Genomic DNA, 17,668 nt, shown 5'->3' with positions numbered 1-17,668 from the left:
GCAAATCATTTTTCAGAAAAGTTATACCAATTCTCATTTGCTTAAATAAAATAAAGATCGCTCTTGATAAGTAAGAGAGCGATCGCCTCAACCTTGTAGTATTTTTGCTTGCTTATTAGCTATTGGTTGAATTATTAGAGTCATTATGAATGGCACTGTCAACACCAGTTACCATTCCAGCAAAACTACCCAAGACACCCATAGTTGTTCCTGTTACTTTGTTTGCGTGTTTTACTGCTTCACTATGAGACATATTTTTTTCATCTCTTGCCCAAGCATACGCAACAACCCAAGTGCCACCAGCGCCAACTGCTGCTATTGTTAAAGAAAATGGATCTATCATTTTAGGTTCCTATCGCTATTGTTTTGATTCTGTTAAACTCAACCAGGGCGGTTACCCGTCCTTGTTATAAACATTATTATTAATAAAACTTGGTTTTGTCAGTAGGCGAAAGTTGGATTTAGTAGGTAATTTATTATGTTGAGTTTTACCCTACTAAGTAGGAAAAAGTTATTTTTTAGGAAACGGTTATTTCAATTTATTTGAAAAATAGGAAAAACCTGTTTTATCCAAGTTTATAATCTGCAAAATAAACCTGGTTTTGTGATATTTTTTTACTTTTAATTTGAGGCGATCGCATTCCCTGTTATGTTAGTTTATTTTACCTGCAATACCATCATTAAAATTATTTAACTAATAACAAAAACCGTCTTTTAGCTCCATGATTCCCAAGAAAAAGGCTGAACTTCCCTAATTCGTTGAAAATCATTGTCGGCAGAAACTAAAGTTAATCCATGTTGAATAACTGTGGCAACTATCCAAAGGTCATGGTCGCTAAATCCTAAATTGCTCATACTGGTGCGACGACGTTTATTTTTATCTTTTGGGGCAAAGTCAGCGAAAATTGACGCTTTGAGTTGGCTATAAATTATGGCAGTTTCTTCGTCTATAAAATAGATATCTACACTGGTCAAAAAAGCTTCTACTACCCTTCTATTTTCCAGGACTTTTTCTGATTTTTCAGTCATATAAAGGAGTTCCGCGTAAGTGATTATACTAATACCAATACTGTCATTTGCACGAGTATTTAAAGCATCAATTACTTAAGAATTGCCATTAATGATATAGCTACAGTGGTTTGTATCCAACAGATAAGACATGAAAATTAAAACTGAGTTTTGGAGAGTGTTTCACGGGCAAAATAAAGACAACTTTCCAGGTCGTAACCCTGCCAGGTACCGGCGAATTTTAGTAAGTCTTTAGCAGTTTTTTCCCTCTTTATAGGGGGCAGTTTGCGCAAAGAAAATGAATCAGTATTTTCTAGTAATTGGGGTGGTCTTTCTAAATTTTCATCAGCTAAAGAACCATAAGTTTCATCAATAAATTTTTGCCATTCCAATCGAGATTTTTGTTCTTCAGTTAAAGAAGATGAATCAATATTTTCTACGGATTGGATGGAGTCGATAAAGTTGCTTACCAGGGCAAATCTTTCTGGCGATAATTCATCGAGCTGACTTTCGATTTTTTGACGCAATTGAAATGTATTCATATTAGTTTTTTTGATAATATTTTTACCAATGGAACTAAAGAGTAGCAAAAAGTAGGATAAAGTAACCTTATCTACCAAATCCGCAAGACCCACTCAATTCTCATGGACTTCCAAGAATTATTAACATGGGCAGACCAGCAGGTTTTGACCCACACAGGAAAACCCTTGGACGACCTCCAAAAGGCCATCTTGCGCGGCACTTGGGACCGTGAAAAATACTCGGATATTGCCAAGTCCTATAATTGTACTGAGGTTCATGTTAGAAAGGTCGCTTATCAATTATGGAAGACACTATCACAAAGTTTGGAGGATGGAGAACAAATAAATAAATCAAACTTGCGCTCAATGTTCCACAGGTGGCAAGTCTCGAATCTCTCACTCCTCAGTAGAGATATTGTACACATCAGGGATGTCAGCGTCTGCGGAAACCCCTCACATCCATCAGAAGTTCCCAAGCAGCAACAGAGCGATCGCTCCCCTTCCCCAAACAACAACAAACCCCATATAGATCGCTCCGAAGCACCAGACCTAAAATATAGTTGCGATCGCCACCAGCAACTCTCTACTCTAAAAAACTTGCTTCTTGAAGAAGGTACTCGCTTAATAGCAGTTTTGGGAATGAGCGGTATGGGAAAAACAGCGATCGCCCTTCAGTTACTATCAGAAATTGAAGATAAATTCGACTGTATAATTTGGCGGAGTCTTCGCGGTGCGCCAACTCTAGAAACTACCCTCAAATCTTTAATTCAATTTTTTTCTAATACTAATACTGACCAAAACCACAAAAACCAAAGGGAAGGAGAGCAGCTATCTTTACTAATAGAATATCTGCGAAATAATCGCTGTTTAATAATATTAAATGACCTGCATCAAGTCTTAGAAAAAAATAGATTAGTCGGTCATTATCAACCGGGATACGAAAATTATAGAAACCTTTTTCAAACCATCGCAGAATTATCCCATCAAAGCTGTTTAATTTTCAACAGTTGGGAATTACCCTTAGAAATTGTCGATTTAAAAAATAAAAATGCCCCCATTTCCTGCTTGCAACTAGAAAGTTTGGGAAAAACCGCCAATAAAATCTTAGAAAAAGAATGTTTATTAGATGAAGAGAAATGGTCTGAATTGATCGATATTTATGGAGGCAACCCCCACTGGTTAAAAATTGCAGCAACAGTAATTAAAGATTCATTTGGAAGTAGAGTAAGAGAATATTTACAATACAAACCTCTATTTTTAGGAGAAGAATTAACCGTTATCTTAGAACAACATTTAAGTCGGTTATCCGAATTGGAGAGGCAAATTTTATTACAAATTAACTCTCAAAAAGAAGCAGTTTCCATATCTTGGTTGCGGGAGAATAGCGATCGCTCCTCCTCCGATATGTTAAATGCCATTAGGTCTTTGGGGAAGCGATCGCTCCTGGAAAAAATTGAAGAGCAAAATTCAACTCTATTTGCTGCTCAACCAATTTTTAAAGAATATTTGTTAGAGCAAACATGATAAACGTTTGTTTCAAATAGTAGGGACCTTGCACACAACGTCCCTACCCAAGAAAGAAGAAGGACTAAACATTGAAAAAAAAGGTCAACAGATTTTTCCTTCTCTATTAAAACTTCTTACTGTTAAAAGTTAACTTTTAACTTCTGACTTCTGACTTCTGACTTCTGACTTCTCAAGATGCTACCTTGGCAGTCGATCGCCGTCGCCGTCTTCCCACAGGTTTCACAGTAATCTCTTTTTGAACTTCTGCTCCACCTTCTACATCTGGAATTTGCATCAAGAACACCAACAACGGTTGACCTTGAAATTCTCGTCTTAACATTCGCTGAATACCACATTCAAGCTCATTTTGCAATCCAGACCAATCAACTTGAGTATTGTTATGACCATTCAACTTCGTATATTCAGGCAAGTAATTAATCAAGCTCTTTTCTAATGTTTTAGTAACCAATTCTTGCAATTGTGCTTTTTCGCCAGAAATCACGACACCACGCAAATTTAACTGAGGTTTACCAATCAATTTACCATCCAAACTAACTGTTAATGCTACAGTAACAACACCATCCTCTGCTAGTTTTTGTCGGTCTTCGAGAATTTCGTTTTCAACCATACCTGAACGAGAAGAGTCCACCAACTCAATACCAGAAGATACCTTATCTGCTAAACGAATAGAGTCTTGAGTCAGTTCTACCACATCTCCATTTTGAATCACAACCATATTTTCTGGAGGAACTCCCATACCTTGAGCAGTTTGACTGTGTTTTACTAACATCCTATGCTCTCCGTGAAATGGTATAAAGAATTTCGGACGGGTAAGCGCCAACATTAACTTTTGGTCTTCCTGACAACCGTGACCAGAAACATGAATACCTTTATCCTTTCCATAGATAACATTTGCGCCTAACATCATTAGTTTATCTATAGTATTAACAACAGCGATCGTATTGCCAGGAATGGGGTTAGCCGAGAATACTACCGTATCTCCTTTACGAATTTTTATTTGTCTATGTTCCCCCTTAGAAATACGAGTGAGTGCTGACATTGGTTCCCCTTGAGAACCTGTAGTCAGAATCAATAGTTTTTCATCAGGCATATTCCGGACACTATGCAGAGGTACAAACAAACTATCTTCACATTTAACATAACCAAGATTGCGAGCATGAGCAATCACATTAAGCATAGATCGCCCTACTACTGCTACCAACCTACCATGTTTTTTGGCTAGTTCTAGAACTATTTGTAGTCTATGTACGCTAGAGGCAAAAGTTGTCACCATTAAGCGTCCAGGTGCGTTGGAGAACACTCTGTCTAAGTTTGGATAAACTGACTTTTCTGAAGGAGTGAAACCAGGTACTTCTGAATTTGTCGAGTCACTGATTAAGCAGTGAACTCCTTTTTCTCCATATTCTGCCAACTTTTGCAGATCGAATTTTTCTCCATCTACAGGAGTATGGTCAATTTTGAAGTCACCTGTATGGATAACTACTCCTACTGGTGTTGTTATTGCTACAGTAAAGCTATCCGCCATTGAGTGAGTATTACGAATATATTCAACGCTAAAATTTTTACCCAACCTAACAACATCACGAGGGCGAACTGTTTTCAACTCTGTGCGATTTTGGACTCCTGCTTCCTCTAATTTATGGTAGAGTAGAGCGATCGCCAGTCTAGGTCCATAGATAACTGGAATTTCTACATTTTTCAAATGGAAAGGTATGCCACCAATATGATCTTCGTGACCATGGGTGACAATCATACCTTTGATTTTATGACGATTTTCATGCAGATAGGTTACATCTGGTAGGACTATATTTACACCGTGCATTCCATCTGTCGGAAAAGCTAATCCAGCATCAAGTAGAATAATTTCGTCATCATACTCGAATACACAGGTGTTTTTACCTATTTCATGTAGCCCACCTAGGGGAATAATTTTTAGAGCAGAGGGTGATTTTTTTCTAATCATAATTATCCTATTTTTACTGTTGTTTACTTGGTATCATTTTGAGCGATTATCAATGATATTTTATACCCATTAAAATTTAGAAAAACTAACCTTTTATATACAAGATTTTAGTAATACAAATAAGGATTAAATCATCATTGCTCAGGTTGATAATATTTAGTTGTGAGAAAAACTTTTTTGCCTATCTCAGGTAACTCATAATAAACCTAGTTTACCCATTTCGGCTGATAATTTTTCAGTGACTTCTGTTGGTGGATCGCATAATGGAGGGCGAGTAGTACCTACTTTCCATCCTAACAGATTTAGAGATGCTTTGACAGGAATGGGATTAGTTGTGGCAAATAGCGCTCTAAATAAGTTGAATAATTGTAGATGAATTTCTTTAGCACGCTGTACTTTCCCTGTTTCAAATGCTACTATCATCTCCTGTAGTTGCTTTCCTACCAGGTGACTAGCTACACTGACAACCCCACTGCCACCAATAGCCATTAATGGTAAGGTGAGAGAATCATCCCCAGAATAAATCTTAAACTCTGGTGCACTCAAGTTTCTCATCTCACTTGCTTGGTCTAAATTACCACTTGCTTGTTTAATAGCAACAATATTTGGAATTTCCGCCAGTCTTGCTACAGTTTCTGGCTCCAGATTTTTACCTGTACGTCCTGGTACATTATATACCATAATTGGTAATTCTGGAGTAGCTTGGGCGATCGCTTGAAAATGGTGATAAAGTCCCGACTGTGGTGGTTTATTATAATATGGCACCACCTGTAATGAACCGTCTAAGCCCAATTTAGCTGCTTTTTGGGTAGCAGCGATCGCTTCTCTTGTTGAGTTTGACCCAGTACCTGCTATTACTTTAGCTTTTCCTGCTACTGCTTTTTGAACTACCTGAAATAGCTGATATTCTTCTTCCCATGTCAAACTAGGAGACTCACCTGTTGTTCCACATATTACTAATGAATCTGTTCCATTTTCTGTCAACCATATTGATAACTTTTCTGCTTCTTCATAGTTAACACTACCGTCTAGGTTAAACGGTGTAATCATTGCAGTCAGAACTCTACCAAAGTTTACCACACTATTTCCACTCCTTCTAGGCATTATTTGATTTATTTGCTAGGTCTTCTTAATTTTTGAGGTCATTATTATCGCAGTCTCCAGGGCGGTTAGGATATTCTCACACCTCTCAAATATAGTCACAGCCAGAATTTAACTTCTGACTTCTGACTTCTGCTATATAGACCTAATCTTTTTAGATTCATATCACCTTACAATTTGTACTGCCAAAAATTTTTCTTTTTGTCTAACTGTATTCTTAAATTACCTATATCCATCTGCTTCCTCAAACTGATATAAAACTTCACTGGTTATGACATTTTAATGTTTACTTCCTGCTTCTACAGTCACTCTCAGCATCAAGACCTCCACAGGAATCAACCATCAAGCTAACAGCATTCCTCTATCTTTATACTTGCATATCATACGCGGTCTTAGGAACTAAATTACGCCACCTTTTTTCTTGGCTTTTTAGCATACTGAATTAAAATGTTCCTACTGGCGTCCTCAACCAATTTTTTGCTACCAATAATTCAGCTATTTGTACTGCATTCAAAGCAGCTCCTTTTCTGATCTGGTCTCCACTTAACCATAATTCTAATCCGCCAGGATGAGAAATATCTTGACGAATTCTTCCCACCAATACATCATCTTTGCCACTTGCTTCCATTGGCATGGGAAAATAATTTTCTTGCCAATTTTCTACAAGTTTCACTCCCGGTGCTTGACTTAATATTTCCCTTGCCTTAACTACACTAAATGGTTGAGCAAATTCTAAATTAATTGCTTCTGAATGCGCCCTTAATACCGGTACTCGGATACAAGTTGCTGTAATTCTCAGTTCGTTATAGCCAAATATTTTTCGTGTTTCATTGACCATTTTCATTTCTTCTTGACAATATCCCTGCTCATTGAGTTGAGAATTATGTGGGAACAAGTTAAATGCTAATGGGTAGGGAAAAATATCTGTTGTTGGAGCTTCTCCGTCTAAAATTTCTTTGGCCTGGGTTTTCATTTCTGCCATTGCCCTTGCTCCTGCCCCACTTGCTGATTGATAAGTGGCCACTACTAATCTTTGGACTGGCTGGATTTGATGTAATGGCCATACTGCTACACTCATTAATATAGTTGTGCAGTTAGGGTTAGCGATTATACCTTTATGTAAAGCCGCTGCTTTTGGGTTAACTTCTGGGACTACAAGAGGCACTTCGGGGTCCATACGGAAAGCACTAGAATTATCAATAACTATAGCTCCAGCCTCTACTGCTTTCTTTGCCCATACTTTTGATGTAGATGCACCTGCTGATGCTAGCACTAAATCTACTTCTTGAAATGAATCATCTGTTACAGCTTCTACTTGTAGGTTTTGTCCTTTAAATTTTAAGGTACTACCTGCTGAACGCTCTGATGCCAGTAATTTTAATTCTGTTACTGGAAAGTTTCTCGTTTGTAGTAACTCTAGTAACTCTGTACCTACTGCACCAGTTGCTCCTAATATTGCTACTTTACAGGAATCTGACAAATTATTTTCCTCCTTTTTCAAATATCTGTTTTTTTCTATTATTTATTATTAAATCAATTCTTTTTTCATGCCCCTCAATCCGATTTATAAATCCTCTTTATAATTGTTATTTTTTATAGTGATTTACGGATATTTATTATATTTTTCAAGATTATGCTATTAGATAGATTAATTTTTAGAGCTAATTTTTCAACTTAGCTGTTTGGGCAGCATGACCCAGGAAAAGTTTTATATTACCTAGCTTTTAGGAATTTTGGGGGGAATCGAATATAACTCACTAAACCTAAGTATAGCAAGGAATTTAGCTTCTTAATATTTACTTGATAAATCAGTTCTTATAGATGGTATCAAAACTATTTAATGAACAAAAAATATTAAGATTATTTTTCTTAACCTAGTTATACTGTACCTCTATTATATTAACACAATTAAAATTTTGATAACATTCTTTATAGGGTTTTTCGTAGTTATGAGGTAAACTGGTTTTGATTTTGTTTTTATGTTACGAGTAATTACTTTTTTCTCAAACCTATATTTTTTCACCTCAGCAATATTATAATTCCTATAGGTATTTATCTATAGGCATACATTTTTTTTGATTATTTCATCTAATAATATATAATTTATCATTATTTAGTAATATACTAAATTCATTAATATATCATAATATTAATTCTAGGAATTAGATTTTAGGATAGGTAAATGTTAAACTAAAACAATGACAATTAAACAAATTTAATATACAAAAAAGTTATTATTAATCACTATGTGTCTAACTAATAAATTTAGCCCCTAGATAAATATGGTTATTATGTTGTAACAACTTGAGGACACGGAAGCTCAAAAAATGTAGCAATTGCTACATAAGCAAATATTTTAATATAAAATATTTGATGTTGGTTCCATGTAAAATCTCAACTTAGTTCTAGTTTAACAACAACCAGTAAATAACAATAAACTTAAAAAAGTCCTAAAGTTAAGCTACTACTGACGGTGGTAGAGGGATAATATAGTAATCTACACAGACAACTGTTAGAAACTATGGGAATACTCAAGTTTCCCAAGCTAAGGAATATTTATATATATACCTTAAGAGCATCATAACCTATAATACTAACTAAATTAGAACAGCCGATGAAAGTTACCCAGGAAAGACTGCCAGCTAGCCAAATAGGTCTAGAAATTGAGATTACACCAGAAATGTCCAAGAATGCTTATGAGCAGATAATTCAAAAATATCTCCGTTCAGCCAATATTCCTGGGTTCAGAAAAGGTAAAGTACCGAGAAACATATTGATCCAAAGGCTGGGGAAAGATTATATCAAGGCAATGGCCTTAGATGACTTAATCAATAATTGCTTGGAAAAAGCAAGGGAACAAGAGCAAATCAATGCAATAGGCCAATTTGAACTCAAGACACAGTTTGAAGAGTTGGTAAAAGATTTTGAACCAGGAAAAGAAATGGCTTTCTCGGCCAAGGTAGATGTAGAGCCAGAGGGCAAGGTTGAGAATTATAAGGGATTAGTGGTTAAGGCGGAAGAAGCTAAGTATGACCAGGCCCAAGTAGATGAGTTTCTTGAAGAACGTCGCTCTCAAATGGGGACATTAATTCCTGTAGAAGGAAGAGCTGCTCAGTTGGGAGATGTAGCTATAGTCGATTTTGTAGGTGTAATTCCATCGGAAACGGAGGGGGAAGAATCAAAAGAAGTGCCGGGAGGTAAGGCTCAAGATTTCCAAATGGATTTAAAAGAAGGACAATTTATTCCTGGCTTTATTGAGGGAATAGTGGGAATGAAGCCAGATGAAACAAAGGAAATTTCTGCACAGTTTCCTTCAGAATATAGTGAGACAGAGTTAGCAGGTAAGCCAGCAGTATTTACTGTGACTGTTAAAGAACTTAAAGAAAAGGAATTACCAGAATTAGATGATGATTTGGCTCAAGAAATTAGTGAGTTTGAAACACTAGCTGAATTACGGGAGTTCTTGGAAAAAAAATTCACTAAAGAAAAAGAAGAACAAACAAAACAAAATAAGGAAAAGGCTATTGTAGATGAGCTGGTGACTCATTTAGAAGTAGAAATTCCAGAAACATTGATTAAAAATGAAGTTCAACAAATGTTGGCTCAAAGTGCCATGGAGTTGAGCCAATATGGAATAGATGTAAAAGAATTATTTAGCAGTGATAAATTGCCGGAAATGCAAGAGCGATCGCGACCAGAGGCAATTGAACGGTTGAGAAGAGATTTGGCTATAGCTACAGTGGCCAAAAAAGAGTCTATTACGGTGGACGAAGATGAAATAGCAGCAGAGTCAGCCAAGGTAATGGAACAGCTCAAAGGAAAGGATGTCGATCCAGATAGATTAAGACAAGTAGTTACTGAAGACCTGTTGAAAGAAAAAACAATCAAATTATTGGAGGAAAATGGCACTATAGAATTAGTCCCTGAAGGAACTTTACATACAGGGTCAGAAACACCTGAAACTACAGAAGTAGAAACTCAGGTAGACTCAGAAATAGCTCAAGCTAGTGAAACTATTGTAGAAGTTGAGGCAGAGCAAGTAGCTACTGTAGAAAATTCTCAGTTAGAAGAAGAGTAAATCTGAAATAGTCCGGTTAACCGGACTACCAAGATTAGTGAAGGTAGGGCATAATATTATTTAGCTCGAAATATACTGAGCCAAAAATATAAAATTGATAAATAAACCAGTGTATGATGGTTATATCCCAATATTCTGATAATTTAGTTAGTAGTTATAACAAGTTACAAGTTTACTCTGGTCCTAGTAATATTGTACCAATGGTTGTGGAACAGTCTGGGATGGGAGAGAGGGCTTTTGACCTCTACTCACGACTGCTTCGCGAAAGAATAATTTTTCTTGGAACTCAAGTAGACGATAATTTGGCAAATACCATCACAGCCCAAATGTTATTCCTGGATGCTGAAGACCCAGAAAAAGATATACAACTATATATCAACTCCCCTGGAGGCTCAGTTACTGCTGGAATGGCTATATACGACACCATGCAACAGGTACGACCTGATGTAGTTACAATTTGTTATGGTTTAGCTGCAAGTATGGGCGCTTTTCTTCTATCTGGAGGGGCTAAAGGTAAGAGAATGTCCCTTCCTAGTTCTAGAATTATGATTCACCAGCCTCTAGGTGGTGCTCAGGGTCAAGCTGTAGATATTGAGATTCAAGCTCAGGAAATCCTCTATCATAAACGTAAGCTGAATGAATTGTTAGCAGAACATACAGGTCAACCTCTAGAAAGAATAGAGATTGATACAGAGCGCGACTTCTTTATGTCTGCAGAAGAGGCTAAAAGTTATGGTCTGATTGACCAAGTTATAACCAGAAAGAGTCTTCCTGTTGCTTGCTAAAGCTGAAAACATAGACTATCTTAGACAAATATCTACACAATGTCTATGTTTTTACTCCATTAATATGTGTTATTATCTCAACGTTGGTTGAAGACCCGCGCTATCCTGGCAAGGGAGCGTCTTATGGGAAAACCAATTAATTATGCGGTTTTTCCAATAGTGTGCTATTGTAGTTAAAGGCTGCTGGGCTAGCATTGTCAGCGCCAGTCGCTCATGGGGGAGACCCCCTTTGGCGGCGCTGGCAAGTCTTTAGGAGCGACCGTAAGACCGGAAAGAGGCTTGACCTTCGAGGCTGGTGCATTGTTAGCGCAGCTCCTCTGAAAGAGGCAGCAGAAAACCCTAATCAGCGATGGTTGGGAACTCTATGCTGTTTTGTAGAGCAGCGTCGGGATGAGGTCAATACATACATGTGCTAAGACCAGAGGATTTTAGTAACAATTATCGAGGGTTTGGCACTCGACTTTTCACGTATGACGAAAACTCCAGAGGGAATCCTCAAGTCAATCTGTTTGAGCAGAACATTAACCTTTGTGTGCCAGTAGACTTATGGACAGGCGAGCCGGAAAATCGCTTTTAGTCACCGATGAAGGGCGTTTATAGGATTGTCTATATTTTTACAAGGTGTCCCAGGAAAGCTTTCACCTGGTTGACAGTTTGCGTAATAACACAGTATAGAATAAAAAAAGCGAGTGCTAATTGGTGAAATATCCATTTCCTGCGGAAACGCTCCTTGAGCACAAAGCAAGACGCACTCAAGAAATGCGGTTGGCTTGACCGTTAATGCCTGTGGATGAGTAACCGCCGACGGCCTCAATAGAAACAGGAAGTAAACATCAATTTGTCACTTTTGGTGATGTATTGTATAAGTTTTATGAAGCAGTCTGTCCCTGCAATTTAAGAAGAGGCAGTTATGTCTAAATACGACTCCCATCTAAAATGTTCATTTTGTGGCAAGTCTCAGGAACAAGTCCGGAAATTGATAGCTGGACCTGGTGTTTATATATGTGATGAATGTGTAGAGTTGTGCAATGAGATTTTAGATGAGGAGCTTTTTGACTCCAATGCTACAGGGGCACAACCACCAATGCCACGTCCAGCACCTCCATCCCAAAAACGTGGTACTGCTGGGAAGAAATTATCTGTTAATCAAATACCTAAGCCTAGGGAAATCAAGAATTATCTAGATGCTCATGTTATTGGTCAGGAGGAAGGTAAGAAGGTTTTGTCTGTGGCAGTTTATAACCACTATAAACGTTTGAGTTTTGTAGAGGCTAAAAAAAGTGGCAAGTCCTCTCAAGATGAGGTGGAATTACAAAAGTCTAATATTTTGTTGATTGGGCCTACTGGTTGTGGTAAGACGTTGTTGGCTCAAACTTTGGCGGAATTATTGGATGTGCCATTTGCTGTAGCAGATGCGACGACTTTAACGGAAGCTGGATATGTTGGGGAGGATGTGGAGAATATTCTGTTGCGACTTTTGCAAGTGGCAGATTTAGAAGTGGATGAAGCACAACGGGGAATTATATATATTGATGAGATTGATAAAATAGCTCGTAAGAGTGAGAACCCTTCTATAACAAGAGATGTTTCTGGAGAGGGTGTACAGCAAGCTTTGTTAAAGATGTTGGAGGGAACTGTGGCTAATGTTCCTCCACAAGGTGGTCGGAAGCATCCCTATCAAGATTGTATTCAGATTGATACTAGCAACATTTTATTTATTTGTGGTGGGGCTTTTGTTGGTTTGGAGAAAATAGTAGATCAGAGAATTGGTAAAAAGTCAATGGGGTTTATTCAGCAGGGTGGAGAGGGTCATCAGGTTAAGGAGAAAAAGACTGTAGATTTAATGAAGGAAATGGAACCGAATGATTTGGTTAAGTTTGGTTTGATTCCAGAGTTGATTGGGCGAATACCTATGGTGGCGGTGGTTGAACCTTTAGATGAGGAGACTCTCATGGCAATTTTGACGGAACCTCAGAATGCTCTGGTGAAGCAGTATCAAAAGTTATTACGGATGGATAATGTGCAGTTAGATTTTGAGGAAGAAGCTGTGCGGGCGATCGCCAAGGAAGCGTTTAGGAGAAAGACTGGAGCACGAGCGTTGCGGGGTATTGTTGAGGAGTTGATGTTGGATGTGATGTATGAGTTACCCTCACGGAAAGATGTGAGTCGTTGTACTATTACTAAGGAAATGGTGGAGAAGCGATCTACTGCAGAGTTGTTGTTGCATCCCTCGTCTTTGCCAAAACCTGAGTCGGCTTAATTTATCGGGACTTAGGCAGAGACACTATATACAGGGTTCAAAAACTATAACGTTACAGATATGTAGTGTTTAGAAATAAAAAATGCCTAAGTCCTGTTTATGTTTTGCTTCTAATCAGCACTTGAATAAAAATCTTATATGCCTACTGGGTTGACGCATATAAAATTCTGCGTGACGAAGGATTTCTAAATACCTTTCACAGCTTCAGTTTTAGCTGTCGTTACGCACCAGGAAATTATGAATATTTTTGTTGAATAAAAAATCATGCGTAGGTACGAACAACACCCAATAATTACATACTACCATGATTTTTTTGCGGATGCAAGTAAAATATCTTTTCGTCGCGGATTTTTTTTTGGTAGCTCCACAGAATGCAGATTTAGATTAAATTAGTTGCATTGATTAATCACAATATAATGCTGAAGTTAGAAGTCAATGGAGATTTAATGATGACTAAACCTGACTTAAAAAAAATGACACGCCAACAACTGAGGTCTTATGTTTTAGCTCACCGAGAAGATGATGATGCTATAGAAGCGTTGATTAAACGAGGAAATGCTGGTAGTCCTAAGTATCTGTTTCCACAAACAGAGGAAGATGTTCAGCAGATGGCAGAAATATTGAGGAAAAAATGGGAAAGTAATCAAGTTTAGAAATTATGTTGGAGATAAGTTATTGTTAAAACTGATTGGCATTGGTGAAATAAGGTATGAAATTCTGTTCGGACTAAGATTGATACCAAGGAAAAAAGTTGTTGTAACTGCTGAGTAAGTAGGTAGGCATTAATAAAGATTCAAACCAAAAATCTGAAAAAGAGCTTATAAGTAAGTTATCAAAAAGTTTTGCGCGTGAATATTCATTGCTATTGTGCGGATAATTAAACCTATCTACTTACTAACTACTAACTATTGACTACTAAAAATCATACAATAATTCACCAACGCCAACTGATTTAGTGGCAAAGTATAAATTTAACTTTGCTTTGTTTGACAAGTGCGGTAGAATGTTTATTCTAATATTGTTATTGTATAAATTAGATTGATTAAAGTGAATTTAGTCAACTTAAAATTGTTTTTAGAAAAGTTTACCCTGAATATATTCTGGTGATGAACCCACAGATTTTTTCCGTTTTTTACTTTCCTGTTTGAAATTAAGGTCAATATGTTTCAATTTTGGAGGTCTCCATAAAAGGGTATCATTAGAATTATTTTCTCTGATTCGTTTTAAAGCAGTATTTCTACTGTTAGTCGCATAACAATATTGACAACCAAAACCACAAGTATCATAGATACCAATATCAACTGACTCTACACAACCACATTCTTCTCTAGTAGGTGCTGCTTTCAGGTGGGTTTTAAAGTTAGGTCGCAACATTTGGATAATATCCATATCAATACAATGAGCTTTTTCAACACCTTCACCTATTAAAGCATCATCACAACAGGAATATAATGTAATTCCTCGTGCTGTAGCAATATCTCGGAGTTGCTTGGTAAGTTGCTGTTTTTCTTCTAGGGAAGGATGCTGAAATTTGATGTTATTCTTTACGGCAACTTTACCTAAATTACGTTCTGTTTTACCGTAAAAATTAACGAAAGAAAAAAAGCAACGTTTTGTATAATTTTCTAGTTGTTGACTGAGAAATTCAAATTTTTCTAAGTGATAAGAAAAGGGTGTTATATCGCTAAGTAAAATAGGGTCATATCGCCATTGAATTTGATTGGGTGAAAGTTTTTGAGATAGCTTTTGAAAAGTTTCTATTGATTTTTTAAGGGGTGGGTTATTTGTTTCTATTGCTTTAGGATATCCATTAATGCTGAAATGGAAATAGTATACATACCCTTGATTAGTTAGAAAATCAAGGTATGGTAGTAGTGGCTGAGGATTACGAGTCCAAAATGTTATGGCTAAACAATCTTCTGGTTGTAAAGAGACCGGATAAACTTGATAGTTATATGGGTTAAGTCTGTGGCAAAAACCTGCTTTAATTTGATTAATAAACCATTTACTGTAGAAAGCTGGTATGTCGGTTCTACGACTTGCACTTATAATTTTCATTGGGGTTATTTTACTTGGTAAATCTATAGTTCCCTAATTATAATCTTTAATTGAATTAAACATCAACTAATGCCAGATTATTTTTCTTTTCACCCTGATATTGCATCTGCTTATAGTGCTGTACATGAGTGGTTGGCAAAACAACAACAAGCTTTAGGTTACAAAAATATTTCACACCAACAAGCAGGAAAACTATTATCAGAAAAAACACTTAAAAGTGCTGCTGCTCAATATAATGTTTTTTTCCATGCACACTATTTTAAAGTAATTTACACCCTAGAAAATATCATAACTTCAGAAAAGTTATTGGATTGGATAGATACAAATCAGCATATATGTTTAATTGATATTGGATGTGGAGCAGGAGCAGCAACTATAGCATTTTTAGAAAGAATTATTTGTTTACGAGAAAGTGAACAATTTACAAATTCACTAGAGATTTTGTGTATAGGAATAGATATAAATTATGAATCATTAACAATATACAACCAATTGATGGTAAAAGTTAGAAATTTGCTTGAAAAATTAAACATTAAATTAACATATACAACTTCTGGAAAAAGCTTACAAGAACTAGCTGTAAGTCTTATAAGCTTTATTAATAAGCAGTGTAGTCAGTGGGAAAAACCTTGTTTATCTGATGCTATTCTTCTCCAATCAAATGTTGTTTCTGGTTTTAAGGCAAGTTTTGATTCTTTTCAAAAAAATTATAATAATTTACAAGAATTAGGTGTTTCCTTAGATGAAATTATAGATAGTAAAGATGAATTTGGAATTGATGAAGCGCGTGCATATAAATGGTTAGCTCAGGATGCAAAAATTGATAACTTACATATTATAACGGTAGGTACAAAAGATTATTCGTTAAGTGTGATAAAAATAGCTGATTCAATTAAATTAGTATTTGATGAAAGTGGTCATATTATAGAACAATATAATGAATCTGATTGTAAGATTGGTTATGAGAATCCACTGAATAGTTACTGGAGAGATAGAGGTAAGAGAATATATTCAAAAGAATCCAATAAAGGATTTAACGTAAATTTTTCCACTATTACTAATGCCGAATTAAAGAAAGATAAAGACTGGGAAAAATTAATTGATTTAAAAAATCTAGAAATGGCATGGGTAAGAGCGAGAAAATATTTAAAATCAGAATCATTACCTGACGAAATTGAATATAGATTATTTGAAATAAACCTTTATGAAAATCTGCAAAGATTACAGCAGGACTTAAAAGTTTATATAAAAGAAGTTGTCAATTCAGAGGATAATCTAGATTATAAATTTCCTAAAAATGAATCTCAGAGTCGCCCTAGAAGTTTATCAAGATTAGAAGGAGAAATTCTATCAACTGCAATTATTCAAAAATTTGGCAAAAAGGCTTCTTTACTACATGGAAATAGTTATGCCTATCGTGTTTCAGTATCTAATCGTGACACAGAATATTTATACAACCCTTGGTTTACTTTATATCGTGATTTTCTTGCAGAAGCACGCAAGATAGCAAAGCAAGAAGAAAATCGGAATGGAGTAATAATTTGTGTTGATATAGAATCTTTTTATACAAGAATAATTCAAGACGATCTGATTGAATTAGGAAAAGAGTTAACACAAAGTGAACGGATACTTTGGTTATTAAAAATACTACTGTCAAAAAATTTGGATGACCATGAAATAGGTAAAGGTATTACCCAGGGAAGTATTGGCTCTGGGTTTTACGCAAATCTTTATTTAACACCAATTGATGTTGAATTTCGTATCCAAGCAAAAGAAAATGACTGGGGTGTAAAATTAATTCGATATGTTGATGATATTATACTTTTTATTCCCAATAAAAATGACGTAGAAAAAGTTTTAGAAGTGCTAACAAAGGAATTAGAAAAGTTAGGATTGAAACTTAATGAAAGTAAAACAGAAAGATATGATAATGTCTCAGAGTTTATAGAAACTCTGGAAGAGAATAAATTGTTAGATGAACTGGATTATAAATTTAATGAAATAGTTAATCCTCTCTGGATTTGTAACCATAGATATCGTAAGGAGTTTATTGAAGCAGGTAAAAGAGATAATGATAATCAATGGTGGTATTTAATAAAAATATATCAAAAATGTTTGCGTTCTATTCAAATTTATATTGATGCGCCAGAATTAAGTCGAAGAATAGATAGGTATTTATGGAGTGAAAGAAAACGAAAGGCAGAACTTAAGGAAAAACCAGAATTAAAGTTACCAATATTAGTTGATGATATTAATGATGAAGAGATTCAAAATTGGGCTATAGTTTTTCAGAACTGTAACTCTGACTGGATTGAAAAAAAGAATATATTACGAGAAGAGCTTATTAAATTATTTCTTGATAGCTGG

13 protein-coding genes are annotated in these 17,668 nt (G+C 35.9%); 6 read left to right on the top strand and 7 right to left on the bottom strand.

Annotated elements, in window-relative coordinates:
- Positions 1-115: 115 nt before the first annotated feature.
- From F6K22_RS08525 to F6K22_RS08515, 3 genes are all read right to left on the bottom strand, one after another.
- Complete coding sequence (locus F6K22_RS08525; protein WP_293095826.1) at positions 116-343, bottom strand: hypothetical protein; 228 nt, start codon at positions 341-343, stop codon at positions 116-118.
- Positions 344-714: 371 nt separating this feature from the next.
- Entirely contained in the window at positions 715-1,068 is a 354-nt protein-coding gene (locus F6K22_RS08520) for a type II toxin-antitoxin system VapC family toxin (protein WP_293095834.1), read from the bottom strand.
- A gap of 98 nt (positions 1,069-1,166) precedes the next feature.
- A complete protein-coding gene (locus tag F6K22_RS08515) occupies positions 1,167-1,550 on the bottom strand; it encodes a hypothetical protein (RefSeq protein WP_293095823.1) in 384 nt (127 codons plus the stop codon).
- A 102-nt stretch (positions 1,551-1,652) separates the two neighbouring features.
- Between F6K22_RS08515 and F6K22_RS08510 the strand changes: the two genes are divergently transcribed.
- Positions 1,653-3,053, top strand: coding sequence for a helix-turn-helix domain-containing protein (locus F6K22_RS08510; protein WP_293095819.1), 1,401 nt, complete (start codon positions 1,653-1,655; stop codon positions 3,051-3,053).
- 172 nt (positions 3,054-3,225) lie between these two features.
- On the opposite strand, the gene F6K22_RS08505 is transcribed toward F6K22_RS08510, so the two are convergent.
- The 3 genes from F6K22_RS08505 to F6K22_RS08495 all read right to left on the bottom strand — a co-directional run bounded on the left by F6K22_RS08505 (position 3,226) and on the right by F6K22_RS08495 (position 7,600).
- The gene (locus tag F6K22_RS08505; protein WP_293095816.1) at positions 3,226-5,019 is read right to left on the bottom strand and encodes a ribonuclease J; all 1,794 of its coding nucleotides are present in this window, start codon (positions 5,017-5,019) and stop codon (positions 3,226-3,228) included.
- A 195-nt stretch (positions 5,020-5,214) separates the two neighbouring features.
- Positions 5,215-6,123 (bottom strand): 4-hydroxy-tetrahydrodipicolinate synthase, encoded by a 909-nt coding sequence (gene dapA / locus F6K22_RS08500; protein ID WP_363273123.1) that lies wholly within the window; start codon positions 6,121-6,123, stop codon positions 5,215-5,217.
- Between the two features lie 439 nt (positions 6,124-6,562).
- Entirely contained in the window at positions 6,563-7,600 is a 1,038-nt protein-coding gene (locus F6K22_RS08495) for an aspartate-semialdehyde dehydrogenase (RefSeq protein WP_293095813.1), read from the bottom strand.
- A 1,134-nt stretch (positions 7,601-8,734) separates the two neighbouring features.
- Here F6K22_RS08495 and tig point away from each other — a divergent pair.
- From tig to F6K22_RS08475, 4 genes are all read left to right on the top strand, one after another.
- Entirely contained in the window at positions 8,735-10,198 is a 1,464-nt protein-coding gene (gene tig / locus F6K22_RS08490) for a trigger factor (RefSeq protein ID WP_293095810.1), read from the top strand.
- A 116-nt stretch (positions 10,199-10,314) separates the two neighbouring features.
- The gene (clpP, locus tag F6K22_RS08485) at positions 10,315-10,983 is read left to right on the top strand and encodes an ATP-dependent Clp endopeptidase proteolytic subunit ClpP (RefSeq protein ID WP_293095828.1); all 669 of its coding nucleotides are present in this window, start codon (positions 10,315-10,317) and stop codon (positions 10,981-10,983) included.
- Positions 10,984-11,893: 910 nt separating this feature from the next.
- Positions 11,894-13,243, top strand: a complete 1,350-nt coding sequence (gene clpX, locus F6K22_RS08480) for an ATP-dependent protease ATP-binding subunit ClpX (RefSeq protein WP_293095807.1) — start codon at positions 11,894-11,896, stop codon at positions 13,241-13,243.
- A 398-nt stretch (positions 13,244-13,641) separates the two neighbouring features.
- Positions 13,642-13,896: a DUF6887 family protein gene (locus F6K22_RS08475; RefSeq protein ID WP_293095804.1), complete on the top strand. Its 255-nt coding sequence runs from the start codon at positions 13,642-13,644 to the stop codon at positions 13,894-13,896.
- A 421-nt stretch (positions 13,897-14,317) separates the two neighbouring features.
- Here F6K22_RS08475 and F6K22_RS08470 read toward each other — a convergent pair whose 3' ends face one another.
- Entirely contained in the window at positions 14,318-15,301 is a 984-nt protein-coding gene (locus tag F6K22_RS08470; protein ID WP_293095801.1) for a DUF1848 domain-containing protein, read from the bottom strand.
- 69 nt (positions 15,302-15,370) lie between these two features.
- Here F6K22_RS08470 and F6K22_RS08465 point away from each other — a divergent pair.
- The coding region (locus tag F6K22_RS08465) for an RNA-directed DNA polymerase (protein ID WP_293095798.1) at positions 15,371-17,668 on the top strand (2,298 nt) is incomplete at its 3' end.

The sequence above is a fragment of the Okeania sp. SIO2F4 genome (assembly GCF_010672385.1).
Lineage (GTDB): Bacteria > Cyanobacteriota > Cyanobacteriia > Cyanobacteriales > Microcoleaceae > Trichodesmium.
This window is presented reverse-complemented; position numbering and strand designations above follow the sequence as displayed.

Bases quoted from the DNA above. Each gene is read 5' to 3' on its own strand.
- F6K22_RS08525 (WP_293095826.1), bottom strand. From the start codon at position 343: ATGATAGATCCATTTTCTTTAACAATAGCAGCAGTTGGCGCTGGTGGC.
- F6K22_RS08515 (WP_293095823.1), bottom strand. From the start codon at position 1,550: ATGAATACATTTCAATTGCGTCAAAAAATCGAAAGTCAGCTCGATGAA.
- F6K22_RS08510 (WP_293095819.1), top strand. From the start codon at position 1,653: ATGGACTTCCAAGAATTATTAACATGGGCAGACCAGCAGGTTTTGACC.
- F6K22_RS08505 (WP_293095816.1), bottom strand. From the start codon at position 5,019: ATGATTAGAAAAAAATCACCCTCTGCTCTAAAAATTATTCCCCTAGGT.
- dapA (WP_363273123.1), bottom strand. From the start codon at position 6,123: ATGCCTAGAAGGAGTGGAAATAGTGTGGTAAACTTTGGTAGAGTTCTG.
- tig (WP_293095810.1), top strand. From the start codon at position 8,735: ATGAAAGTTACCCAGGAAAGACTGCCAGCTAGCCAAATAGGTCTAGAA.
- clpP (WP_293095828.1), top strand. From the start codon at position 10,315: ATGGTTATATCCCAATATTCTGATAATTTAGTTAGTAGTTATAACAAG.
- clpX (WP_293095807.1), top strand. From the start codon at position 11,894: ATGTCTAAATACGACTCCCATCTAAAATGTTCATTTTGTGGCAAGTCT.
- F6K22_RS08470 (WP_293095801.1), bottom strand. From the start codon at position 15,301: ATGAAAATTATAAGTGCAAGTCGTAGAACCGACATACCAGCTTTCTAC.